General features: G+C 43.9%; 18 protein-coding genes, 1 tRNA gene and 1 pseudogene. 18 read left to right on the top strand and 2 right to left on the bottom strand.

The window, feature by feature from the left end:
• Positions 1-82: 82 nt before the first annotated feature.
• The 6 genes from LI126_RS10765 (at position 83) to LI126_RS10740 (ending at position 6,568) form a co-directional block, all read left to right on the top strand.
• Positions 83-167 (top strand) — tRNA-Leu (locus LI126_RS10765).
• Positions 168-351: 184 nt separating this feature from the next.
• On the top strand, positions 352-2,130 hold the full coding sequence (gene dnaG, locus LI126_RS10760) for a DNA primase (RefSeq protein WP_055172726.1): 1,779 nt from the start codon (positions 352-354) through the stop codon (positions 2,128-2,130).
• Positions 2,131-2,186: 56 nt separating this feature from the next.
• On the top strand, positions 2,187-3,308 hold the full coding sequence (rpoD, locus tag LI126_RS10755) for an RNA polymerase sigma factor RpoD (RefSeq protein ID WP_054751114.1): 1,122 nt from the start codon (positions 2,187-2,189) through the stop codon (positions 3,306-3,308).
• 2 nt (positions 3,309-3,310) lie between these two features.
• Positions 3,311-4,033: a tRNA (adenine(22)-N(1))-methyltransferase gene (locus LI126_RS10750; RefSeq protein WP_054751337.1), complete on the top strand. Its 723-nt coding sequence runs from the start codon at positions 3,311-3,313 to the stop codon at positions 4,031-4,033.
• On the top strand, positions 4,023-4,808 hold the full coding sequence (locus LI126_RS10745) for a Nif3-like dinuclear metal center hexameric protein (RefSeq protein ID WP_015529030.1): 786 nt from the start codon (positions 4,023-4,025) through the stop codon (positions 4,806-4,808). The genes LI126_RS10750 and LI126_RS10745 overlap by 11 nt, the downstream gene beginning before the upstream one ends.
• Before the next feature lie 20 nt (positions 4,809-4,828).
• On the top strand, positions 4,829-6,568 hold the full coding sequence (locus LI126_RS10740) for a nucleoside kinase (protein ID WP_227165368.1): 1,740 nt from the start codon (positions 4,829-4,831) through the stop codon (positions 6,566-6,568).
• Between the two features lie 76 nt (positions 6,569-6,644).
• On the opposite strand, the gene LI126_RS10735 is transcribed toward LI126_RS10740, so the two are convergent.
• Positions 6,645-7,190: a DUF4234 domain-containing protein gene (locus tag LI126_RS10735; RefSeq protein ID WP_227165367.1), complete on the bottom strand. Its 546-nt coding sequence runs from the start codon at positions 7,188-7,190 to the stop codon at positions 6,645-6,647.
• Positions 7,191-7,428: 238 nt separating this feature from the next.
• On the opposite strand from LI126_RS10735, the gene LI126_RS10730 reads away from it, so the two are divergent.
• Positions 7,429-8,913 carry an AAA family ATPase gene (locus LI126_RS10730; RefSeq protein ID WP_227165366.1) on the top strand — a complete coding sequence of 495 codons (1,485 nt, stop codon included), beginning with the start codon at positions 7,429-7,431 and terminating at the stop codon, positions 8,911-8,913.
• Positions 8,914-8,983: 70 nt separating this feature from the next.
• On the opposite strand, the gene LI126_RS10725 is transcribed toward LI126_RS10730, so the two are convergent.
• Positions 8,984-10,480 (bottom strand): aminotransferase class I/II-fold pyridoxal phosphate-dependent enzyme, encoded by a 1,497-nt coding sequence (locus LI126_RS10725; protein WP_227165365.1) that lies wholly within the window; start codon positions 10,478-10,480, stop codon positions 8,984-8,986.
• 288 nt (positions 10,481-10,768) lie between these two features.
• On the opposite strand from LI126_RS10725, the gene LI126_RS10720 reads away from it, so the two are divergent.
• The 11 genes and pseudogenes from LI126_RS10720 to LI126_RS10670 all read left to right on the top strand — a co-directional run bounded on the left by LI126_RS10720 (position 10,769) and on the right by LI126_RS10670 (position 26,101).
• A complete protein-coding gene (locus tag LI126_RS10720; RefSeq protein WP_227165364.1) occupies positions 10,769-11,995 on the top strand; it encodes a M20/M25/M40 family metallo-hydrolase in 1,227 nt (408 codons plus the stop codon).
• A 153-nt stretch (positions 11,996-12,148) separates the two neighbouring features.
• Complete coding sequence (locus LI126_RS10715) at positions 12,149-13,504, top strand: efflux RND transporter periplasmic adaptor subunit (protein WP_227165363.1); 1,356 nt, start codon at positions 12,149-12,151, stop codon at positions 13,502-13,504.
• Positions 13,497-15,335, top strand: a complete 1,839-nt coding sequence (locus LI126_RS10710) for an HlyD family secretion protein (RefSeq protein ID WP_227165362.1) — start codon at positions 13,497-13,499, stop codon at positions 15,333-15,335. Before LI126_RS10715 ends, LI126_RS10710 begins: the two co-directional genes overlap by 8 nt.
• 43 nt (positions 15,336-15,378) lie before the next feature.
• A complete protein-coding gene (locus LI126_RS10705; RefSeq protein WP_055145772.1) occupies positions 15,379-16,635 on the top strand; it encodes an ABC transporter permease in 1,257 nt (418 codons plus the stop codon).
• Positions 16,636-16,801: 166 nt separating this feature from the next.
• Positions 16,802-18,361 carry a cardiolipin synthase gene (gene cls, locus LI126_RS10700; protein WP_227165361.1) on the top strand — a complete coding sequence of 520 codons (1,560 nt, stop codon included), beginning with the start codon at positions 16,802-16,804 and terminating at the stop codon, positions 18,359-18,361.
• 202 nt (positions 18,362-18,563) lie between these two features.
• Entirely contained in the window at positions 18,564-20,144 is a 1,581-nt protein-coding gene (locus LI126_RS10695) for a glucose-6-phosphate isomerase (RefSeq protein ID WP_227165360.1), read from the top strand.
• Positions 20,145-20,377: 233 nt separating this feature from the next.
• The gene (locus tag LI126_RS10690; protein WP_227165359.1) at positions 20,378-21,760 is read left to right on the top strand and encodes a hypothetical protein; all 1,383 of its coding nucleotides are present in this window, start codon (positions 20,378-20,380) and stop codon (positions 21,758-21,760) included.
• A 29-nt stretch (positions 21,761-21,789) separates the two neighbouring features.
• The gene (locus tag LI126_RS10685) at positions 21,790-22,818 is read left to right on the top strand and encodes a peptidase U32 family protein (RefSeq protein ID WP_227165358.1); all 1,029 of its coding nucleotides are present in this window, start codon (positions 21,790-21,792) and stop codon (positions 22,816-22,818) included.
• Positions 22,819-23,345: 527 nt separating this feature from the next.
• On the top strand, positions 23,346-23,900 hold the full coding sequence (locus LI126_RS10680; protein WP_227165357.1) for a hypothetical protein: 555 nt from the start codon (positions 23,346-23,348) through the stop codon (positions 23,898-23,900).
• A gap of 47 nt (positions 23,901-23,947) precedes the next feature.
• Positions 23,948-24,082: pseudogene (locus tag LI126_RS16325) on the top strand (UDP-glucose 6-dehydrogenase); the annotation flags it as partial.
• Between the two features lie 318 nt (positions 24,083-24,400).
• Positions 24,401-26,101 carry a phospho-sugar mutase gene (locus tag LI126_RS10670; RefSeq protein ID WP_227165356.1) on the top strand — a complete coding sequence of 567 codons (1,701 nt, stop codon included), beginning with the start codon at positions 24,401-24,403 and terminating at the stop codon, positions 26,099-26,101.
• The last annotated feature ends 10 nt before the right edge of the window (positions 26,102-26,111 follow it).

Genomic DNA, 26,111 nt, shown 5'->3' with positions numbered 1-26,111 from the left:
GACTAAGGATCTTGTGATCAATGCGATCGTGTGGGTTCAAGTCCCATCTTCCGCATCATTTTCAAAAAAATATTTTAGAAATGCGGAAGTGTCGGAACTGGCAGACGAGCAAGACTAAGGATCTTGTGATCAATGCGATCGTGTGGGTTCAAGTCCCATCTTCCGCAGTAAGATAAGACCAAGAGTACAGAACAAAGTATTCTTGGTTTTTTTTATATATAAAACCGTTCTGCTTGGAAAATAATATTGGAAAAGAAAAAAAGAAGAAAATTAAAAAAATAAAAAGGAAAGAGAAGAGTTTTGTCGAATATATATAATAGAGTATTCTTTAAACATTAAGCGGAGGCATTCATGTACTACTCAGAAGAACTGATAGAAGAAGTAAGATCAAGGAATGATATTGTAGATGTGATTTCCGGATATGTCCGGCTGCAGAAGAAAGGCAGCTCTTATTTTGGATTATGTCCGTTTCATAATGAGAAATCACCGTCTTTTTCTGTGAGCAGACAGAAGCAGATGTATTACTGCTTTGGATGTGGGGCGGGAGGAAATGTTTTTACATTTCTTATGGAATATGAGAATTTTTCTTTTGTAGAAGCAGTGAAGTTTCTTGCGGACAGAGCAGGAATCGAACTTCCGGAGATGGAATACTCGAAAGAAGCGAAGGAAAAAGCAGATTTAAAGTCTACGATTCTTGAGATGAATAAGCTGGCTGCAAAGTATTTCTACGTACAGCTGAAATCAGAGCGTGGAAGTCAGGCCTACAGTTATCTTAAGAACCGTGAACTCTCAGATGAGACGATCACAGCGTTTGGATTGGGATTTTCGAACAAATACAGTGATGATCTGTATAAGTATCTGAGAGAGAAGGGATACAGTGAAGACCTGATTCGACAGGCCGGACTGATCAACACGGATGAACGTCAGGGTGTGTACGACAAGTTTTGGAATCGTGTGATGTTTCCAATTATGGATGTCAATAACCGTGTGATCGGATTTGGTGGCCGTGTGATGGGAGATGGGAAACCGAAATATCTGAATTCACCGGAGACAGTTGTTTTTGATAAGAGCCGGAATCTTTATGGTCTGAACCGTGCCAGAACATCAAGAAAACCATACTTTCTTCTTTGCGAAGGATATATGGACGTGATCTCTCTCCATCAGTCCGGATTTACGAATGCGGTAGCTTCATTGGGGACTGCATTGACAGCAGGGCATGCAGCTCTGATCAAGCGTTATGTCCAGGAAGTTTATCTGACTTATGACAGTGATGAAGCCGGTACAAGAGCAGCACTTCGCGCAGTGCCGATCTTGCGGGAGGCCGGGATTTCTGCTAAAGTTGTAAGGATGGATCCATATAAAGATCCGGATGAATTTATTAAGAACCTTGGAGCAGAAGAATATGAGAAGCGGATCCATGCGGCGCGTAATGGATTCATGTTCAGTCTGGAGATGCTGGAGAAACAATATGATATGAATTCTCCGGAGGGCAAGACAGATTTCTTCAGGGAAGTGTCGAGGAGACTGCTTGAATTCGAAGATGAGCTGGAGCGTAACAACTATATCGAAGCTGTTGCAACAGCATACCGGATCAGCCGGGAAAGCCTGGAGAAGATGGTCGCAAAGATGGCTGTGAATGCCGGAATGGCGAGACCGGTCGCAAGACCGAAACGGGCAGAGGGATCTGAAAAGAAGCAAAAGGAAGACGGAATCCTTACTTCACAGAAAGCATTGTTGACCTGGATGATCGATGATGACAGGCTCTTTGATCAGATCAGTCAGTACATAAGCCCGGGTGATTTTACAGAAAGTCTGTATCGGACGGTTGCAGAACTTTTATATGAGCAGAGAAAGCAGGGAGCCTTGAATCCTGCGAAGATACTGAATCATTTCACAGAGGAAGAAGATCATAGAGAAGCAGCCTCTTTGTTTAACACAAGAATCAAAGAGCTGAAGACAAAGGAAGAGAGAGAACAGGCTTTACAGGAGACGATCCTGCGGGTGAAGAGTTATAGCATTGAGCATCAGACAATGAATCTCGACCCGACAGATATGCGGGGGTTACAGCATTTGATGGAAGAAAAACGGAAGCTGGAGAACCTGAAGAATTTGAATATTACAATTCAATAAGGATAAAATAAAACAAGACAGGCTGCGGATGCGCGCAGCGAAGGAAGGAAGAACACATGGACGATATTACACAGAAATTTCTTGAGAGATTGAAAGACCTGGTTGCACTTGGTAAAAAGAAAAAGAGCATACTGGATGTTCAGGAGATCAATGATTTTTTCAATGATATGGAACTCAATACAGAGCAGATGGAGAAAGTATTTGATTACCTTGAGGCAAATAACATTGATGTGCTGCGCATTAGCGGAGATACACCGGACGAGGTGGACGTAGATCTGGATGACATTATCATATCTGAGGAAGATGAAGTGGATATGGAGAATATCGACCTGTCAGTTCCGGAAGGTGTGAGCATCGAAGATCCGGTCCGTATGTACTTAAAGGAGATCGGTAAGGTACCTCTTCTGAGTGCGGAACGTGAGATCGAGCTTGCACAGAGAATGGAAGAAGGCGATGAGGAAGCCAAGAAAGAGCTTGCAGAAGCGAACTTAAGACTTGTAGTCAGCATCGCAAAGAGATATGTTGGAAGAGGTATGTTATTCCTTGATCTGATCCAGGAGGGTAACCTCGGTCTGATCAAAGCAGTTGAAAAGTTTGATTATCACAAGGGATATAAGTTCAGTACTTATGCTACATGGTGGATCCGTCAGGCAATCACAAGAGCAATCGCGGATCAGGCAAGAACAATTCGTATCCCGGTTCATATGGTTGAGACGATCAACAAGCTGATCCGTGTATCCAGACAGCTTCTTCAGGAACTGGGAAGAGAACCGCTTCCGGAAGAGATTGCCAAGGAGATGGATATGCCGGTAGAACGTGTACGTGAGATCCTGAAGATTTCACAGGAACCGGTTTCTCTTGAGACACCGATCGGTGAAGAGGAAGACAGCCACCTTGGAGACTTTATCCAGGATGATAATGTACCGGTTCCGGCAGAGGCAGCTGCACAGACACTTCTGAAAGAGCAGCTGGATGAAGTACTGGATACATTGACAGAGAGAGAGCAGAAAGTCCTCCGTCTTCGTTTCGGAATGAATGACGGAAGAGCACGTACACTTGAAGAGGTTGGACGAGAGTTTGATGTAACAAGAGAGCGTATCCGTCAGATTGAGGCGAAAGCACTCCGTAAGCTCCGTCACCCAAGCAGAAGCAGAAAACTGAGGGATTATCTGGATTAATGATGGAATTATCGAAAAGATTACAGGCGGTCGCAGATCTTGTGACCGCCCATTATAAATTAGCGGACATTGGAACGGATCATGCATATATTCCGATTTATCTGACACAGCAGAAGAAGATTACAGAAGCAGTTGCACTTGATGTCAATGAAGGACCACTGCAGCGAGCAGAGGAACATATCCGCGAGAATGGACTTGAAGCAGAGATAGAGACGAGACTTTCCAATGGATTTCAGGCATTACAGCCGGGAGAAGTCCAGTCTGCGGTCATCGCAGGAATGGGCGGCGGACTTGTGATCCGGATCCTGACAGAAGGAGAGGAAGTGGTGCGAAAGCTCGAGGAGTGTATCCTTCAGCCACAGTCAGAGATTGAGAAAGTGCGGGCATTTCTTCTTGAGAAGGGATATGAATTTCTGGAAGAAGATATGGTCTGTGAAGATGGAAAATATTATCCTATGATGAAGGTAAGACCACCGGTAGCTGATACAGCAGGCGAAGATACAGAAGTAAAGTGCTGGGATACGGTTCAGTTAAAATATGGAAAGCTTTTGCTGGAGAAACAACATCCGGTACTCAGAGAGTATCTGGAAAGAGAGATACGCATTTATCAAAGTATTTTAGAAGGATTGAAAGCGAAAGATTCTGACCGGATCCGTCAGAGAAAAGAAGAATTGGAACAGGAACTTGTAGAAGCAGAGAAAGGGATGAAATATTATGCAGTGTAAAGAGATTATACAGGTAATAGAGGCAACATTCCCGCGAACAGCAGCTTTGGGATTTGACAATGTAGGACTGCTTGCAGGACGTTCAGAGAAAGAGGTGTCCAGAATTTATCTGGCACTGGATGCAACAGATGTTGTGATCGACCGTGCGATCAAGGAAGGCGCGGACATGCTGATCACACATCACCCACTTTTATTCTCAGCAGTAAAGAAAGTGACGGATGAAGATTTTATTACAAGAAGAATTGTGAAACTGATTCAGAATGACATTTCCTATTATGCAATGCATACGAATTATGATGTGCTTGGTATGGCAGAACTGTCCGGAAAGATCATGGATCTTCAGAATGGGGAAGTGTTAGATGTTACCTATACAGATGAAGAAGGGAATCCGGAAGGAATCGGAAGAATCGGTAATCTGGAGAAAGATATGACATTGGAAGAGTGCTGTGTCTATGTGAAACACAGACTTGAACTTGGAAGTCTGAAAGTATTTGGAGATATGCAGAAGAAAGTACACCGTCTTGCAATTTCTCCGGGATCAGGAAAGAGCTCGATTGCAGTTGCTCTCGAGAAGGGGGCAGATGTTCTTGTAACAGGAGATATCGGTCATCATGATGGAATTGATGCAGTAGAGCAGGGGCTTGCAGTAATTGATGCAGGACATTATGGCACAGAATATATTTTTATTGAAGATATGAAGCAGTTCTTTGAGAAGAAGCTTCCGGTGCTGGATGTACTTACAGATCCAATCGAGCATCCGTTCCAGATCATATAATCAGAAGTGAACGCATAATAATGTTCAGCAGGGCAGTTGTGAGCGAAAAGCAGTTCACAAAGACAGTGGAGGTGGCTGAGGAGTTGGAAAGTCAGAAATGTAAGGTTACGATAAGCGGAAAAGAGTATCTTTATGAGAAGGGGACGTCTTATCAGGAGATCGCGAAGGATTTTCAGGAAGAGTATAAACATCAGATCGCACTTGTGATGCTGGATGGACATCGTCTGCAAGAACTTAGAAAACAGGTTTCCGGAGACTGTACGCTGCAATTTATTACAACACAGGATACGGCGGGGTATGACACGTATCGGAGAAGTGTCTGCTTTCTTTTTATTAAGGCAGTACACGATGTGATTGGTCATGAGTGTCCGCAGCAGGTGCGGGTAAGGATTCATTTTTCATTAGGTGCAGGATTTTACTGTACGGTGGAAGGAATCGATCATGTGGGAATGGAATTCCAATGGAAAGTTGAAGAACGCATGTATGAACTTGTACAGCAGAGACTTCCGATCACAAAAGAGTTGATCCATACAGAAGAGGCAGTGGAATTATTCCATCGATATGGGATGTTTGATAAAGAACGTCTGTTCCAGTATCGGAGAAGTTCCTACGTGAATCTGTATGCCATGAATGAATTCCGTGACTATTATTATGGTTATATGATGCCGGATACAGGAGATTTGAAGTATTTTGCATTGTATCTGTATCAGGGCGGAATCGTACTTCAGATGCCGCTGAAAGACGAACCGGAGAAAGTGCCTTTATTTGTGCCAAAGGATAAGCTGTTTCGTGTACTCAGTGAGTCTGTGAGATGGGGAGACCAGCAGGGGATTGATACCGTCGGCGCGCTCAATGACATGATCACGCAGGATGATATGCGTGAGATTGTTCTTGTGCAGGAGGCATTCCAGGAGCGCAAGATCGGAGAGATCGCAAAGCAGATCGCAGATCGCCCGGGGGTAAAGTTTGTTCTGATCGCAGGACCTTCTTCTTCCGGCAAGACAACATTTTCACATCGCTTATCCATTCAGCTCAGAGTGAACGGGCTTCATCCACATCCGATTTCTGTAGATAATTATTTCGTAGATCGGGAGAAAACACCGAAAGATGAGGATGGAAATTATAACTTCGAATGCATTGAAGCAATCGATGTGGAAAAGTTCAATGAGGACATGAGCAATCTGCTGGCAGGCGAGGAAGTCTATCTTCCGGTTTTTGACTTTAAGACCGGTAAACGGAATTTTGAAACAAAGCCAAAGAAACTCGGTGAAAATGATATCCTTGTAATCGAAGGAATCCATTGCCTGAATCCGAAGCTGACAGAACAGTTATGTGATGACCGGAAATTCAGGATCTATATCAGTGCATTAACACAGCTGAATATTGATGAGCATAACCGGATTCCGTCTACAGACGGACGTTTGATCCGAAGACTTGTCAGGGATGCAAGAACAAGAGGGGCATCGGCGACGAAGACCATCTCAATGTGGCCGTCAGTGAGAAGAGGAGAAGAGAAGAATATTTTCCCATATCAGGAATATGCAGATGTGATGTTTAACTCTTCCCTGATCTATGAACTGGCAGTGTTGAAACAGTATGTGGAGCCGTTGCTTCTTGGCGTAAGCAAAGACTCTCCGGAATATGTTGAAGCAAAGCGGTTGTTGAAATTCCTGGATTATTTCGTAGGGATCGGAAATGACAATGTGCCAACGAATTCACTTTTGAGAGAATTTATTGGCGGTGGATGTTTCCATGTCTAATGCAATAGAAAGATAGAAGAAAGAGGATACATAGAAAACTTGTATGTGACAAGAATTTCTATGTATCCTCTTTGCATTAAGATACCTCTTTGTTAATCATATCCTGCAATAAGCAGAAATATACAATATCTAATCCTAAAATCGAGAGAATCAGATAGAGAATAGAAGAATTCCCCTGTATTCCTCTGATGCGGTCACAGCGTTCTCCCATCTTATAAGCCCAGTAAATACCATAGATTCCACAGGTGATCAAAGAAAATAGGAATACCATGCCTCCGCTTGTTGCCTGTGGCTCTCCGGCCAGCTGATTCACCTCATCATTCAGCTTGATCATCCAGTAGATACTGTAGATGCCGCAGGTGAGAAAAGAAAAAACAATTGCAAGTACAAGATTACGTGGCATAATGCCTGCAGTTGCCCCGTTCCGGTAATAATTGTTCTGATTATAGTTGTTCTGGTATGCATTCTGGTAATATGCATTCTGCTGGAACTGGCTTTCCTGCTGCTTTTGATTCTCCTGTGTATGAGCATTATCATTAGGAGTGGGAAGCGGAGCACCACATTCCTGACAGAAAGAAGCACTGTCTTCGCAGAGTGAATTACATTTTGGACAGATTTTCATAGAAGATTCTCCTTTGCATGAATTAGTTCGAAAAATGTCAGAAGTTGACAAGATCCTTCTGAAAAGTATCGTAGCATAAAAAGATACAAGTTACAAGAAATGTAGCCAAGTTTTAGGATATCTTAAGATATTCGATAGAAATAAACCTGGAATATGCATAATATTCTTCCTTTTTCTTTCAAAAAGTTTGTGGTAGAATAGTAATGTTTCTGAAAACAAAACATGAGGAGATGAAAGTATGCCAGTATTTGACTTTAACAGTGCACCGGAAGATAAGAAAGAAGTTCAGTGTACTTATACAACATTTTGTTCCAACGAAGACCATGCGACACCGGAGTGTCCGATTCTTGTTCTGGATAACCAGAACCGGAAGTGGAATCATCATTCCTGCGGTGTATTTACCAATCAGAATAAGCAGACCGCATTTGAGTTTGATGAAAAGGACGGAACATGCAGCGCGGATATCCTGAAAGTGGATGCACGTTTTGTCAGTCTTTTAAAATGGCTTGGAGAAAATCACATTAACGTACGTCTTTCCGGAGAAAATAAGCCGGATGGTTATGCCGTTTACAGAATCCGTGAGATCGCATTTGGAGGCGGAACAAAATTATCTGCTGAGGACGGCTTCCTTCAGTTTATGATCGAGCGGCTGTTTGCAAGCGATGCGCCAAAAGAAGAGATCAATGAAGACGAGCAGGAAGAGTCCGGAGATGACATGAAGCTTACAAGTATTCAGAGTATTACAGACTTCATGACATGCGCAGGACGTACACTTCCGGATAACATTCGCCTGTGGGCAAGAAGAAATCTTGCAGTTGCACGCTCTCATGAGGTCTCTCAGGAAGAGCGCCGTCACGCACAGAGAGCACTTTCTATTATGATGAATATTCAGTGGAAGAGCAATTACTTTGAAGCAATCGATCCGGATGAAGCGAGAAGAATTCTGGATGAAGAGCTGTATGGAATGGAGAAAGTAAAGCAGAGAATCATAGAGACGATCATTCAGATCAACCGTACACACACACTTCCGGCGTACGGACTTCTGCTTGTCGGACCGGCAGGAACAGGTAAATCCCAGATTGCTTATGCAGTTGCAAGAATCCTTAAACTTCCTTGGACAACACTGGACATGAGTTCCATTAACGATCCGGAACAGCTGACAGGAAGTTCAAGAATCTATTCGAACGCAAAGCCAGGTATTATCATGGAAGCATTCTCCATGGCAGGGGAATCCAATCTGGTATTCATTATTAATGAGCTGGATAAGGCGGCATCCGGAAAGGGAAACGGAAACCCGGCAGATGTTTTACTTACACTGCTGGACAACCTTGGATTTACAGACAATTACATGGAGTGTATGATCCCTACTGTTGGTGTATATCCAATCGCTACAGCGAATGACAAGGATCAGATCAGTGCACCGCTCATGTCCCGTTTCGCTGTCATTGATATCCCGGATTATACACCGGAAGAGAAGAAAGTAATCTTCTCCAAATTCTCACTTCCGAAGGTGCTGAAACGCATGAGCCTGAAGGCAGAAGAGTGCATTATGACAGAAGAGGCACTCAATGAAGTGATTGAACTGTACTCCAATACATCAGGAATCCGAGATCTGGAACAGGCAGCAGAACACATCGCAGCGAATGCACTGTATCAGATTGAGGTGAACCATGTGGAGAAAGTTGAATTTGATGCAGAGATGGTAAGAGAACTGCTTGGATAAAGTTGGGCTTTGCCCTAAAAAAAATGAGCTCTGGAAAGTTTTGGCTTTCCAAAGCTCATTTTTTCAATTTCTACTGTCTATAATACTGCAGGAACTCCCCAATCTTACCAACCGCCTCTTTCAGCACTTCAATACGCGGCAGATAAACCACGCGGAAATGATCCGGCTGATGCCAGTTAAATCCACTTCCCTGAACGATCAGGATCTTCTTGTCACGAAGCAGATCAAGAGCAAATTTCTCATCATTCACAATATTGAACTTCTTCGTATCAATCTTCGGGAACATATAAAATGCAGCCTGCGGTTTTACTGCGCTGATTCCCGGAATATCCGTCAGAGCCTTGTAAACATATTCACGCTGCTCGTAAATACGTCCACCCGGAACAATATAATCATTTACACTCTGGTGTCCGCCAAGAGCTGTCTGTACAATGGACTGTGCCGGAACGTTAGAGCAAAGACGCATGTTGGAAAGCATCTTGATTCCTTCAATATAGTCTCTTGCAATATTTTTATTTCCACTTAAGATCATCCATCCGATACGGAATCCGGCGATCATATGGGACTTGGACAGTCCGCTGAATGTCACGCAGAACAAATCCGGTGCGAGAGAAGCGATAGAAACATGCTCTTTTCCATCCATAACAAGACGGTCATAAATCTCATCAGAGAAAATGATCAGCTGGTGCTCTCTTGCGAGATCTACAATCTGCTGCAGTACTTCCTTCGGATAAAGAGCACCGGTCGGATTGTTTGGATTGATGATAACGATCGCTTTTGTACGGTCATTGATCTTCTTACGCATATCCTCGATATCCGGATACCAGTCAGACTGCTCATCACAGATATAGTGCACAGGCTTTCCACCGGCAAGTGTAGCACAAGCTGTCCAGAGCGGATAATCCGGAGACGGGATAAGAATCTCATCCCCTGTATCCAAAAGAGCAGACATGGTAAGATTGATCAGTTCACTGACACCATTTCCTGTGTAAATATCGCTCATCGTTACATTCGGCAGATGCTTTAACTGGGCATACTGCATGATCGCTTTTCGCGCAGAGAACAGACCGGCAGAAGCAGAGTAGCCTTCGCAGTCAGAAAGCTGACGGCTCATGTCATAGATCACCTCATCCGGTGTACGGAAGCCGAATGGAGCCGGATTTCCGATATTAAGCTTCAGTACATGAGTTCCCATCTCTTCCATTCTGGCAGCCTCATCAACAACCGGACCTCTCACATCATATAATACATTATTTAACTTGGATGATTTCTTGAATTCTCTCACTTTCATACCTCCTGAATTATCTGCGGATGTCTGTATCTTATCAACATCTGACAGTGTGGAATCATTATCATTATTACTGTTTAACCAGTCAGGATCAACCTGCAGGGCATCTGCCAGAAAATGTAAGATGTCGGTACGCGGGATTGTCTTCCCACTGACATACTGGCTGACATGACTTTTCCCAAGCTTGATCCCTTTCTGCTGGGCAAGACGAACAAGATCAACCTGCTTCAGGCCTTGCTCGTTCATAGCGGCTTTTAATCTGTCTGCAAAGGTTTCCATAAAGCTCCTTTCTGGGGTTATCCTTCCATGGGTCAGACCCCATTAATAAAGTATTAACAAAATATAAAGTTCAATTTAAAATCTGTTTCAATACGAAAATCTCTAAAAAGTTCAATTTAAAAGTTCAAAACTTTAGTCAGAGTATACCACGATAAATGAAAAAGTTCAATAAAAAAATTACTGTTATAGAAAATCCGCAAAATCACGGTATCATTAAGAAAATATGATATACTAAAAGTGTTTATTACAGCAAAATACAAAGTACACAGAACGAAGGGAAACAGGAAAATGATTCTTGAAAATGAAAAAATAAAACAGGCATTGGAATATATAAAGGAAGAAGATCCGGCGACGACTCAGGATACGCTCAATATGTGTCAGATCCCGGCACCTTCTTATAAGGAAGAGAAAAAAGCGGAGTATATCCGGGAGCGGTTCCGGGAGATCAGGCTTAGGGATGTCAGGATTGACGCTGTTGGAAATGTTCTTGGGATCTGGCCGGGAACCGGTGAAGGACCAAGTGTAATGCTTGCAGCACACACAGACACAGTATTCCCGGAAGGGACAGATCTGACGATAAGAAAAGAAGGAAATCGTTATTATTGTCCCGGCATTAACGATGACACACATGCAGTGGCGGAGATGATCGCAGTGGCGAAAGCAATGATCCATGCAGATCTTCACACAAAAGGGGACTTGATCTTCTGTGCAAATGTGTGTGAAGAAGGACTTGGAGATCTAAGGGGCGTGAAGTATTTGTTCGGATACGACAACAAAGCTTCAGAAGAATGTCCAGAGGTAGATGCATTTGTCTCGATTGATAACCAGTATACGGGCGGGGTGATCTATACGGCAACAGGAAGTCACCGTTATGAGGTGACATTTACCGGAAGAGGTGGTCACAGTTTCCAGAACTTTGGCATTCCTAATCCAATCCATGCAATGGGACGAGCCATCGCACAGATCGCAGAATTCCAGGTCCCGGATGAGCCGAAGACGACATTTAACGTAGGCGTGATCCAGGGAGGGACTTCTGTAAATACAATTTCAGGTTCTGCATCCATGCTGGTAGACCTCCGTTCGGACAGCGAAGAAGAATTGAACCGACTGGATGAAGAACTTCATAAAGTGATCGAACTGGCAGTGGAAGAAGAAAATGCAAGATGGGATGTTTCAAAGCCGCAGATCAAAGTGCAGATCGAAGGACGCGGTGTGAGACCGGCGGGGGCACAGCCAAAGGACTGTGCGATCGTGAAAGCAGCATTCCGGGCGGCAGAACTGCTGGGGATTGAACCGGAGTATCGGTATGAGAGTAGTACAGATGCGAATATCCCGATCAGTATGGGAATCCCGGCAATCACTGTTGGAAGAGGTGGAGAAGAAGACGGAATCCATACCCTTCAGGAATGGTACGAGCCAAAAGAAGCATGGCTTGGACCACAGAGAGATTTGCTTCTGATGATTCTGCTTGCCGGAGCAGAAGGAGTCTGTGAGCCGGCTATAGAAAAAAGATAAAAAATCTTAAGAAAATATCAATGTCTTTTTAGGCACATTTCCTGTATACTGATGGTATGAGAGAATATTTTGTGCAGATTGTACCGGATGTCCCGGAGATTTTATCTTTTGCACAAAAAGAAGTAAAAATAAAACAAAGCAGGAGGGCAAAAGATGCGGGGAATCAGAAAGCAGTCATCCGACACACAGAGCTCCAGTCAGCCGAAAGAAAAAAGAAGATTGGATACAAAACAGAAAAAAGGAATGTTGATCGGCGGAGGTATCTTCCTTGTGGCAGTGATCGCCCTGATTCTTGTGAAGAATCTGACAGGTGGAGGTGGAGCAGATGGAGAGAATGTTCTCTATGCGGATTCCGTCGGAATGATCACAGGGACAGGACTTGGGACACAGAACCGGTTTACAGGAGTGGTTGAAGCACAGGATACGTTGAAACTGACACTGGCAGACAATCAGAAGGTAAAACAGATCTTTGTTGAAAAAGGGCAGGAAGTAGAGCCTGGAACAAAGCTGTTTGAATACGATACAGAAGAGCTTGCCATGACATTAGATCAGGGAAAACTGGAGCTTGAGAAGATCACGAACAACATCAGCAGCCTGAATTCACAGATCGCGGCACTTACAACGGAGAAGAAGAGTGCACCGGCCAGCGAACAGCTGTCCTATACGACACAGATCCAGGAACTTCAGATGGAGATCAAGCAGGAAGAGTACAATTATAAAGTAAAAGAGCTGGAAGTAAACCGTACACAGAAGAGCCTGGAACAGTCTACAGTAACTTCTACAGTTGCCGGAATTGTACAGGAGATCAACGAACAGCAGGGAACAGACCCTTCTACAGGAGAGTCCCAACCGTTTATGAGTATCCTTTCTACAGGAAAATACAGAATCAAAGGAAAGATCAGCGAGCAGAACGTCGGAGATCTGACACCGGGCACACAGGTGACAATCCGCTCCAGAGTGAATGAAGATGAGATCTGGACAGGTACAGTAGATAACGTAGACACAGAGAAGCCGGAGAACAGTTCCCAGGATTCTATGAGTTACGGTTCTGAGAACAGCGATAATCAGGCAACAAAGTATCCATTCTATGTCACATTGGATACAATGGATGGATTGATGCTCGGACAGCATGTCTATATCGAGACAAGTACTTCACTGGAAGCAGACAAGATGTGGCTGATGCGTGACTACATTGTAGATGTAGATTCAGATCATCCATATGTATGGGTGGCAGGAGATAATGACAAGCTGGAGAAGCGTTCTGTTACACTCGGAGAGACGAACGAAGATATGGGAACCTGTGAGATCGTAGACGGACTGAAAGCTTCTGATTACATTGTATGGCCAAGTGAGGAGTGCAAAAAAGGTGCAGCTGTTGTGAAGAACGATTCAGGTACATCAGGCAGTACTTCAGATATGTCAGGAGCCGAGGGCGGTTACGAAGAACCTGTAGAAGAAAATGCAATGCAGGAAGGAGTTCCGGGAACGGAGGAGAGTGTGGATGAATAAAAAGAAAATAATCAAGATCGGCATTCCTGTGGCAGCAGGCTGTATCGTTCTTGCACTTGGAATCGGTTTCGCAGTGAAGAACAGCGGAAAGGCTGTTAAAGTAGCTCCTGTCAGCAGTATGAATTCCGGTGGCTGGTACGATGATAGCGGGATTGCAAGTTACGGAACCGTCACAACGAACCAGAAGCAGGACATTTACGTGGATGATACTATGCCGATCACACAGGTTTACGTGAAAGCCGGAGATACGGTGAAAGTCGGTGACCGCCTTGTGGCTTACGATACAACACTTTCTTCTCTGGAGCTTGAGATGAAAGAAATGCAGATTCAGGGGATTGACCTGAACATTCAGAACCTGCAGAAAGAGATCACCCAGCTCAAGGGGACAAAGACCGCGAAGGCAGATACAGGGGTATCCGTCGTGCAGACAAGCACAGATGGAGAACAGCAGCCAACTGTACAGAAGATGAGTGCTGTAAAGACAACCATTCTTAATACATCAAAAGAGGATGAGAATAAAAAACCGGATGGCGATACCTCGAAGGATGATACGACAAAAGACGACAACACAAAAGATGATACCTCAAAAGATGATACTTCAAAAGACGATGCTTCGAAAGATGATAATGCGAAGGATGACACATCCAAAGATGATAATAAAAAAGACGATGTACCGTCTTCCGCAATTGAGCGTCCATTCCCTGAAGCATTAAAGGGAAAAGAGGTTTACAGTGAGATTACATTAGATTCTGTTCCTTATAATAAAGAAGACGCAGACGGAACAATGGAAAAACCGTATCGTTATCTTTGTGCACCGGGGGCAGCCGTAAATGCACCGTTTATGCTTAAAGTATTAAAAGAGGGTCAAGTGTGTGCCTTTGATGTAGTAGATAACGCAGAAGCGCCGACCAAATTCATTTCCTGCTGGATCCTCGATGGAAAAACAGGACAGGTAGTCATACCGGATTCACAACCAACTCCAGACCCGGAGCCGACTCCAAATCCAGAGCCAACTCCGGAACCAGAGCCAACTCCGGAACCAGAGCCAACTCCGGAACCGGATATTTCAGAAGATCCGGTTATCCCAGACACCCCGGACCTCCCGTCAAAGGAAGAAGTGGCGAAGCAAATCAAGGAGAAAGAGCAGAAGATCAAAGATCTGGATCTTTCCAAGAGATCCGCTGAACTGGAACTGAAAAAGCTGAAGAAAAAGGTCGGGGACGGCGTGATCAAAAGTACGGTAGAAGGTGTAGTCAAAGAAGCGACTGACGAAGCATCTGCAAAGAATGAGAACAAACCGGTTGTCAGCGTTGTCGGAGAAGAAGGTTTCTATGTGACCGGAAGAGTCGGAGAGACAATGCTTGATCAGATCAAAGAAGGAATGACTGCGACTGTCATGTCCTGGCAGTCGGGAGAATCCTACGAAGCGACAGTTACAGGTGTTGGCAACTCACCGGTAAGCGATTATTCCACAGGAGAGAACCAGAATCAGTCCTTCTATCCGTTCACGCTCGTGATCCACGGAGACGCAAATCTCTCGAATGGTGAGTCTGTGAATCTGTCGATGAATGGAATTGCAGCAGGTAGTGATGGATCAATCTATCTTGAAAAAATGTTTGTCCGCGAGGAAGGAAACCGCTATTATGTCTACAAGCGGGGCGATAACGGCAGATTAACAAAACAGTATGTAGAGGTTGGCAAAAATATGTACAATTCACTGGAGATCACCTCCGGCCTCACAATGGACGACCTGATCGCGTTCCCTTATGGCAGAGATGTCAAAGAAGGCGCAAAGACACAGGAAGCAGATACCCTGTACGACTATTATTAAGAAGACTGAACAGTATCAAAATGAAAGAGAGTGAGGTGCCATTATGTTAGAAGACATCAGACTGGCGTTTCAGGGAATCTGGAATCATAAATTAAGATCTGCGCTCACAATGCTCGGAATCATCATAGGAATCGGTTCCATTATAGCAATTGTGTCCACGATCAAAGGAACGAATGAACAGATTAAGAAGAATCTGGTCGGTGCAGGAAATGACGCGGTAAATGTACAGCTCTATCAGGGTGACTGGCCGATCGATCTGCAGTATCAGTCACTCCCGGACGGTGTGCCGGAGATCTCAGACGAGACATTGCAGGAAGTCGTTGAACTCCCGGAAGTGGAGACAGCGTCTTTATATCATACAAGAAATGAATACGACGCAGTTTACCGCGGCGCAAAGTCATTAAGTAACAGCGTGATCCTTGGAATTGACAGAAATTACCTGGATGTTTACGGATATCAGGTAACCAAAGGAAGAGGATTAACAGACAAAGATTATTCCGAAGGACGAAAAGTAGCCTTGATAGACAAGACAACAGCGGCAAGTTTATTCGACAATGCAGATGTGATCGGAAGAACGATCGAAATTAAAGGAGAACCTTTTGTTGTCGTTGGAATGGTTGCGAAGAAAGCAGAGTCCCAGCCGGTAATCAACTCAATGGAAGATTACTACCGCTACATGTCAGATGACCAGAGTGGAAAGATCATTATTCCGGATAATGTATGGCCGGTCATCTACCAGTATGACGAACCACAGAACCTTGTCGTGCGTGCAAAAAGTACAGATGATATGACAACGGCAGGAGAGAAAGCAGCAGATATTTTAAATGCTATGCTGACAGTTTCAGATGATACCGTGAAATACAAAGGAGAAGATCTGTTAGAACAGGCAACACAGATCCAGGAGATCAGTAACTCGACAAATCAGCAGCTGATCTGGATCGCCAGCATTTCCCTGTTAGTTGGTGGAATCGGAGTTATGAATATCATGCTCGTGTCGGTTACAGAACGTACCGGCGAGATTGGATTAAAGAAGGCACTCGGAGCGAGAAAGCGCAGAATTCTGACACAGTTCCTGACAGAGGCGGCGGTGCTGACACTGCTTGGAGGAATTATAGGTGTTCTTGGAGGAATCGCACTTGCGTACATTATATCCAAAGTCTCAGCAGTTCCGGTAGCGATCAGCGGAGTTTCGATTGTGATCGCAGTGCTGTTCTCTACATTGATCGGCATTATCTTCGGATTGATCCCGTCCGTGAAAGCAGCGAACATGAATCCAATCGAGGCACTTAGACATGAATAAAAAAACAGTGGAAAAAGAAAATACTTGTTTCAATTTCCTTCCATATCTGTTATAGTATGTGTTAATTAAAAGAGTCAGGAGAATCTGAGTGATCGGATTCTCCGTCTTTCTATGCAAAGAGAAAATAGCAATTATTCAAAGGAAAAGAGAAAAGGGGCATGTAAATTTGAGCAGCAGTACATTCGAGGGAAAGAAAAAGACAGAGAACGGAACAAAGAGGCTGATCTTCACAGCAGTATCTATCTTGCTGGAGATTGTATTCCTTCTCTTTCTGTTCACAAAGGTAAGTGAATACGCAACTATTATTGATTGGGCAACAAGAATCGTGGCAATCTTTCTTGTGCTTGGACTTTACAGCATGGATAAGACTTCATCAATGAAAATGCCATGGATCATACTGATGCTTGCATTCCCGATTCTTGGTGTGAGTCTGTATCTTCTCGTAGGTCTGAATGGAAGTACGAAGAAGATGCGGGCAAGATATGAAGAGATTGATAAAAAACTGCTCCCATATCTTCCGGATAACAGACAGATTCTCGAATGGATGAAAAAAGAGAGTCCGCAGGCGGGGGCAATTGCTTCTTATCTGACGAATTACTCTTGTTACCCGGTTTATCAGAACACAGATGTTACATATTATGATGAGGCAATCAAAGGGCTGGATGCACAGCTGGAGGATCTTTCAAAGGCAGAAAAGTTCATCTTTATGGAGTATCATGCCATCGAAGACGAAGAGGCATGGCAGAGGATTCAGACGGTACTTGAAGACCGTGTGAAAGCAGGCGTAGAAGTCCGTATCTTCTATGATGATATGGGATCGATCTGGTTTGTGAACATGGATTTTGCAACAAAACTGAAATCTTTAGGAATCAAATGCCGTGTATTTAACCCGATTCTGCCGGGACTGAATATGTTCCTGAACAATCGCGATCACCGGAAGATTACTGTGATTGACGGAAAGGTTGCTTACACAGGTGGATACAATCTGGCGAATGAGTATTTCAACATCACACATCCGTATGGAATCTGGAAAGATACCGGGATCCGTATGGAAGGAGATGCGGTCAAGTCTATGACAGTAGCATTTCTGGAAATGTGGAATGCAGCCGGAAATGTAAAGTCAAAAGAACTTGTACCGGAGAAATATGTGCTCAACTATGCATACCAGGCACAACAGCGTGGTTATGTCCAGCCATATGCAGACAGTCCTCTGGATGGAGAGCAGGTAGGCGAGGAAGTATATATCAGTATGGCGAACAAAGCGGAGAAATACTGCTGGTTTATCACTCCGTATCTGATCATTACAGACGAGATGACACATGCACTCACACTGGCAGCAAAGCGTGGTGTTGATGTGCGTATCATAACACCGGGAATCCCGGACAAGAAGATGGTTTACAGTGTGACCCGTTCCTTTTATCATAATCTGGTTAAGCATGGAGTCCGTATCTATGAGTGGACACCGGGATTCTGTCATGCGAAGATGAGTGTGGCAGATGATAAAATGGCGACCTGCGGAACGATCAATCTCGATTACCGCAGCCTGTACCATCACTTTGAGAATGGATGCTTCCTGGCAGATTGCGATGCAGTGCTGGAGATCCGGGATGATCTGATCCGCACGATGGGAGAAAGCAGAGAAGTGACCGAGCAGTATAAAGAAGGAAGAAGTGCGGGCTTAAGACTCGGACAGCTGATCTTACGTCTGTTTGCGGAGCTGCTCTGATAATATTACCGGTTATACGATGTGCGAACAGCAATCTGATAATATCGTTTGTGGGTTGAATTTGCACCGGATTGATTGTATAATGAACTTGATTGTTGAGAAATTAACAATAGTTTTTTTATGAAATGGATGGTCTGCCGGTCAGAAGATACTGGACCCGACAGCCGGATATGAACTTTATTTTATGAAGGAGGAATCAACGATGATTACCTGGAACAATTTGGATAAGCTTACTTCTTATCAGGAACTTGAGAAGACAGAAAGTGTAGACCTCGCAGCAGTGATGGCCGGAGAGAACGGAGCAGAGCGTGTGAAGAACTACAGCGTTCCGATGGCAGAAGGATTAGCATACAATTATGCAGCGAAGAAAGTGGATGACACAGTTCTCTCAGCTCTTGAGAAACTGGCAGAAGAAGCACAGCTGACAGAGAAGTTCGAAGCACTTTACAACGGAGAAGTTGTGAACACAGGAGAGAAACGTCTCGTACTTCACCACATGACACGCGGACAGCTCGGAGATGCTGTTGTGGCTGACGGTGTAGACAAGCGTACTTTCTATGTAGAGCAGCAGAAGAAGATTGCTGAGTTCGCGAACAAAGTACATGCAGGTGAGATCACAAACGGTGCCGGAGAGAAGTTTACAACAGTTGTTCAGATCGGTATCGGCGGAAGTGACCTCGGTCCTCGCGCAATGTACCTTGCACTTGAGAACTGGGCAAAGAAGAATGATACATTCAAGATGGAAGCAAAGTTCATCAGCAACGTTGACCCGGATGATGCGGCAGCAGTTCTGAATTCTGTAGATGTTGCTCACTCTATCTTCGTACTTGTATCCAAGTCAGGAACAACACTTGAGACTCTGACAAATGAGTCCTTTGTAAAGGATGCTCTTAAGAACGCAGGACTTGACGCATCCAAGCATATGATCGCAGTAACAAGCGAGACTTCACCACTTGCAAAGAGTGATGATTACCTTGCAGCCTTCTTCATGGATGACTATATCGGAGGACGTTTCTCATCTACATCAGCAGTTGGCGGAGCAGTACTTTCCCTCGCATTCGGACCGGAAGTATTTGCACAGTTCCTTGACGGAGCAGCAGCTGAGGATAAACTGTCCATCAATAAGAATATCAAAGAGAACCCGGAGATGCTCGATGCATTGATCGGTGTATATGAGAGAAATGTACTCGGATACCCAAGCACAGCAGTACTTCCTTACTCTCAGGCACTGAGCCGTTTCCCAGCACATCTGCAGCAGCTGGATATGGAGTCTAACGGAAAATCCGTAAACCGCTTTGGTGAGCCGGTTGATTATGTAACAGGACCGGTTATCTTCGGAGAGCCTGGAACAAACGGACAGCACTCCTTCTATCAGCTTCTTCACCAGGGAACAGATATTGTGCCGCTTCAGTTCGTAGGATTCAAGAACAGCCAGATCGGTACAGATGTTGTGATCCAGGACAGCACAAGCCAGCAGAAACTCTGCGCGAACGTAGCTGCTCAGATCGTAGCATTTGCATGTGGTAAAGAAGACGAGAACCGTAACAAGAACTTCGAAGGAGGACGTCCTTCAAGCATCATTATCGGAGAGCAGTTAACACCAGCATCTCTCGGAGCACTGCTTGCTCACTTCGAGAACAAGATCATGTTCCAGGGATTCCTGTGGAATGTAAACAGCTTCGATCAGGAAGGTGTTCAGCTCGGTAAAGTCCTTGCAAAACGCGTACTTGCACATGAGACAGACGGAGCCCTGAAAGTATTCAGTGATCTTCTGAACATCTAATAGAATCATATAAGTAAAAAGTATAGGAATCGTGCTGTCGGTGGAGAGTTCTGCTGACAGCACGATCTTTTATATATTAGGAAAGTGCTTTCCTAATATATAAAAAACGCTCCGCTTAGGATGCACACTGCGGCGTATAATGTAAGTGTCGCAAGCGACCGCCGCAGGCGCGAGAATGTGCCGAGGCACATTCTTTGTTCAAGCAGGGATTTTGTAAAAGAGAGAGGAAGCAAATGAAAAAGCGAAGGATTAAAGGAATTCAGATGATTCCATATGGACTTCTGGCCGGAGTTATGACAGAAGATTCAATAGAAGAGAGGCAAAGAGAAGTCTGCCTGACAGAGATTTCATCCGAAGGATTCCGCATCCGGATTTGCAGGAGAGGGAAAGCAGAGGAGAACATTTATCCGAAAGCATTCAAGATCTGCTTCTATCAGATGGATCAGGCAGAGTATCGGGAGATTGAAATTCGTCATTTTCAGACAGAGGCCGGGGAACAGACAGAATTCTATCAAGCCTATGATATTTTCACAGTTCAGGAAGATTATAAAGAGGCCTTTCAGAAGCTCTGTGTCGAATACAGCCGATACATTTCACTCAAGCTGGAAGAGGATGATGCACATCTGGCGCAAGAAATGACCGGTTATCCCGCGCAGGAAGAAGAGGAACATTTCAAGAATGAAACAGAACAAAATAAAGCGTGGTTTCAGAATGCGGAGATCTTCCAAAATCTGCCGGCAGAATTAGCGGTAGAACTGGATCATCCGAAACTATACGAACAATATCTGACCAGACCGATTGAACGGTTCATGAAAGAATACTGGCAGCAGCATGGAATCAAAGATGCGCGGATCCTGGGAAGACAACCGGAACGGTTGTATCTCGGCAATCAATTCTGTCCACATTTATTTCCGAAAGAAGAACAGTTCTTTGCACTTCTTGAGAAAGCAGATAAAGAACGGATGGAAGTGACCGTTGTCTTTTCCTTTATTCGGGAAGACAGGCTTGCACAGACAGAACAGCTGTTGACACATCTGGATCAGTGGTGTGAACAACAGAAGACTTCCGGGGCGGAGAAGAAACGACTTGAGGTTGTAGTCAATGATTGGGGACTGGCACATCTTGTGAAGCGGACAGAACATCTGATCCCGTGTCTTGGGACGCTCTTAAATAAGCGGAAGAAAGATCCAAGAATGTCCTACAAGATGGGAGATAAGACGCTGTTGGAACAGAATAATCTGAATGCAGGATTTTATCGCACCTATCTGGAAGAAAGCTTTGGAATCAGCTGTTATGAGTGGGAAAGCTGCGGTTATACACAGGAAATACCGCAAAAGATACAGAACCATCTACACGTGCCGTTCTATCAGACAAATACGTCGAGCTATTGTACACTTTGCGCTATACTGGAACACGGTGAACGTGGAAAACAAAGGGAGAGACAAGAATGTCCGGCACTGTGTCTGGAACATAGCTTCTTCTATCCAAAGCATTTATATATGAAGGGAAAATACAACAGTCTGTTCGCATTGGATAAACATCTGTTAGATGAACCGGAGCAGTTGAAGAGAGAACTCGGAATAAAATGGAACCGCCTTGTGGTCAATCTATTGTGAAATGTGAAAAACAGAAGGATGATGGAAGAATGGAGACACAGAAAAGAAAACAGAATGAAAAAGAAAAAGCAGAGCGAAGGATGAAAATCGTTGCAGGACTTGGCTCTATAGATGAATATATTCCATATGTCCAGGCAGGAGCAGACGAGTTGTTCTGCGGATATGTGCCATATAACTGGACAAAAAAATACGGAACCGTACTTCCACTGAACCGCAGGGAAGTGCTGGCTTATAATGTGCAGCTCGGTTCTTTCAGTGAATTAGAAATCCTCTCAGCAATGATCAGGAAGTACAGAAAGCCGGTGCATATCGCGATGAATTCCCTCTATTATATTCCGGAACAATATGAAGAGATTGCAGACATTGTAAAACAGTGTATGAAAATCGGATTCGACAGCTTCATCCTTGCCGATCCGGCATTGATTTTGTACCTGAGACAGAAAGGCATATTCTGTAAGATCCATCTCAGCGGTGAAGTCGGAGAAATGAACAGGGAGGCAATCAAAGTTTTCCGGGAAATGGGAATCGGCCGGATCATCTTCCACAGGAAAAATACAGTTGCATCGATGCGGCAGATGATAGAAGCTGTAAATGCAGAAAAACTGGAATTTGAGGCCTTTGCATTGAACGAATTGTGTCAGTTCACAGGAGCATTCTGCAATTCCCTTCACTGTGACGAGATGGGTTATCTGTGCAGGACGACCTACTGGGGAGATGCTGAGATGGAAGAGCGTATGGAACGAGTGAGAAAAAGAACATTGGAGATAGAAGAGCAACAAGAACAACAATATCTCTGTGGGAAAAGTGGATGTGCTCTGTGTGCGCTGCCACAGCTGGAGGCAGCAGGGATTACTCATCTGAAACTGGTTGGACGAGGAAATTATGTGGAAGATATGATCCGGGATATTCGGAATCTGAAGTCTGCGCTGGGGGTTCTGGAGGAGAATCGAAGAGAAGAAAAAGAGACAGAGAGATATGTCAATCAATTAAATAAGAAAATCTTTGCTGGTCAGCTGTGTGGAAATAATTGTATTTATAATCCGGGGCAGTTTCTTTGAGCTGTCTGGGGAAAAAAAGAAAAATTCAGAATAGAAAAAGAAAGCGTATTTCGTGGAGTAGATTACTCTACGAAATACGCTTTTTCTTTAAATTGTTCCAAATCTTAGTATAATTATCATGTTTAGTTTACTCTTTTCAAACATTTCTGTCAATGTATATACGTTCATTTCATGAATTTATACAATCTCTTAGCAAAAAAAGTCAAAAAACAGACACTTTCGTCATTTTAATCTCTTTTTTGAATGGATTTTTATCTATTCGCCGTCAAATTTATGGTCAATTGTCAGTCAATTTACAAGCTATCATATCAGAAAATCAAAAATATTTATTTTAAATTATCTAAGTTGTTTCGTGCTTTTACAATCACATGTATTTAAAAATTAATCATAATTACAAATTTCACAGCATTTATTTACCGTCAATTTTTTGGTCAGACACCTGAAAACCATTGATTTCCAAGGCTTTCCGTAAAAAATTCGTAGAGTAATCTACTCTACGAAATTTTTTGCAAAAAGGGTGAAGGCTTATGGGAAGAAGACCGGCAGATCTGTCAGGAAGAAAGTTCGGTATGTTGACAGCCAAGTATGCGACAGAGAAAAGAGATAAACGAGGCTCCGTTTATTGGCATTGTGTCTGTGATTGTGGAAATGAAGTTGACGTGACGGCAGCAGGTCTTGTGCATGGTAATTATCATAGTTGCGGTTGTTTACAAAAGAAGAACCGTCAGGAAATTGCGCAGAGACGACATCTCGTAGACGGAACCTGTGTTGAAGTACTAGAAAAAAGAAAAAGCAGAAAAGATAACATGAGTGGTTTTCGTGGCGTTTTCCAGTTGAAGAATTGTAATCGGTATCGTGTGGATATCGGATTCAAGGGAAAGCGCTATTATGTTGGTCTTTTTGACAATTATGACGAAGCGGTGCAGGCAAGACTCGCAGCGGAGAACCTAATCCACAATGGTTTCATTCAGAAATGGAAGGAATGGAATGAGAAGGAGAAGGAAGATCCAAAGTGGGGGAAGAAGCATCCGCTTGTGTTTGATGTGAAGAAAGAGGATGGGGAGATTCGGGTGAGTGTGTGATAGAGATACAGGTTTTATGAAGATGTGAAATACCATTCTGAAACACACAGGATGATTATATTGAAAAATACCTTGCAGAAAAAGAACTGAATCTGACAGCAACGCTGGATGCTAAGGCTGCATATGCTGATGCGGATTTTGTTGTAATAGTGGCTCCAACCAATGTCTACTTAAGAAAATCAGTTGAGGTCTGATGGTCTATGGTGGAGTTGGATATACATACAGATATAAGCACCTCTGCATAAATATGCGCCGGAGAAATGCGGAAGAAGACGCAACTGATTTTATTGAGTGAACCTGCCTGGATAAAGATATGTAGGAAAATAGACGAAATATCGAGAAAAGTATTGATTGCTGAGGTAATTGGATACGACAGCATAAGAAAACACTTAGCCGAGTGTGTGGTGGACACATGAGGAATTAGAGAGAAACACCATCCATATGGATGTGTACATAGAAAATTAGAGGATATGGCCGATGAGGGCCGGAGGAGTAAGATTATGAGCTACAGAGAAAGATACGAGCAGTGGTTGAAAGATGAATTTTTCGATGAAGCTACTCGTAGAGAACTGAAGTCCCTTACGGACGAAAAGGAAATTGAAGATAGATTTTATCGCGATCTGGAATTTGGTACTGGCGGTCTGCGTGGTGTGATGGGTGCAGGTACGAATCGTATGAACAAGTATACGGTTGGCAAAGCAACTGCTGGTCTTGGAAAATATCTTTTAGATACTTACGGTGCTGAGGCGTGTAAGAATCGTGGTGTGGTAATCGGTTATGATACTCGAAATAACAGCGAGTTCTTTTCCAGAACGGCAGCAAATGTCCTGAGTGGAATGGGAATTCGTGTTTATCTCCATGCCCACGCACGTCCTACGCCTCAGCTGAGTTTTTCTGTGAAGTTCTGGAATGCACTGGCAGGTGTTGTAGTGACAGCCAGCCACAATCCGAAGGAATATAACGGTTATAAAGTGTATGACGAGTTTGGATGCCAGCTGGTTCCTTGGCAGGCAAAACAAGTTATAAGCTATGTGGACGCTATTACGGATTACCATACGATCAACTTCAAATCCGATGATTCTCTGGTTTTCATGGCAGATGTCACAGATAACTTTGTAATGGCAGTTATGAAGCAGAGCCGTTATAAAAATACTGTAGCTAAAAATGATTTGAAAATTGTATACACTCCGTTGCATGGTACTGGCAATGTTCCAGTTCAGAAAGCACTTCGTTTGGACGATTTCACACAGCTGGATGCAGTGGCAGAGCAGGTCGTGCCGGATGGCAGCTTCCCGACCGTAGTTTCTCCGAACCCGGAAGACCGTCGTGCACTGGAAATGGGTATTGCTCAGGCAAAGCGTACCAATGCAGACATTGTACTGGGAACTGATCCTGATAGTGATCGTGTAGGTATTGCCGTGAAGAAAGCTGAGGGCGAATACCAGCTGATGACTGGTAATCAGGTTGGCGCTCTTCTCATGAATTTCGTATTGAGTCATACAGATATGGCACAGTATGCTCATCCGGCGGTAGTTAAAACAGTCGTTACTTCCGAGCTTGGTGCAGATATTGCTCGGAAGCATGGAATCAAAGTTTTCTCTACGTTGACTGGATTCAAATTTATTGGTGAGAAGATTACTCAGTTTGAGCAGGCAAAGAAGAACGGTAAGAAAGAACAGGATTACGATTTTCTCTTTGGTTATGAAGAATCCTATGGTTATCTTGCCGGAACACATGCTCGTGATAAAGATGCCGTTGTAAGCTCTCTGCTGATTTGTGAAATGGCAGCAGAAGCAAAAGCAAATGGTAAGACTCTGCTGGATGAGATGAATGAAATCTATGCGGAGTATGGTTACTATCGTGATGCACTGGATAGTTTCACCTTAAAGGGCAAGGACGGTCTGGAAAAGATTTCTTCCATGATGACGGAACTGCGAGAGGTCGGTTCTCCGTTTGCAGGCACTCTGTCTGTGACAGATTACAGTAAGCCTGTAGATGCAGAAGAAGGTTTCGGAATGTTGCCGACATCTAATGTGTTGAGATATGTCTTGGAAGATGGTTCCTGGATTGCAGTGCGTCCGTCCGGTACAGAGCCGAAGATCAAGATTTACTACAGTATCAAGGGTGCAGATAAAGATGTAGCTGAAAAGAAACTGGAAGAGATTCAGAATACAATTCAGACGAAACTTGGGCTGAAATAAGAGAGGAGAA

Source organism: Mediterraneibacter sp. 210702-DFI.5.30 (assembly GCF_020560115.1).
Lineage (GTDB): Bacteria > Bacillota > Clostridia > Lachnospirales > Lachnospiraceae > Mediterraneibacter > Mediterraneibacter faecis.
Note: the sequence above shows the minus strand (reverse complement) of the source record. Positions and strands in the feature narration are given on the sequence as shown.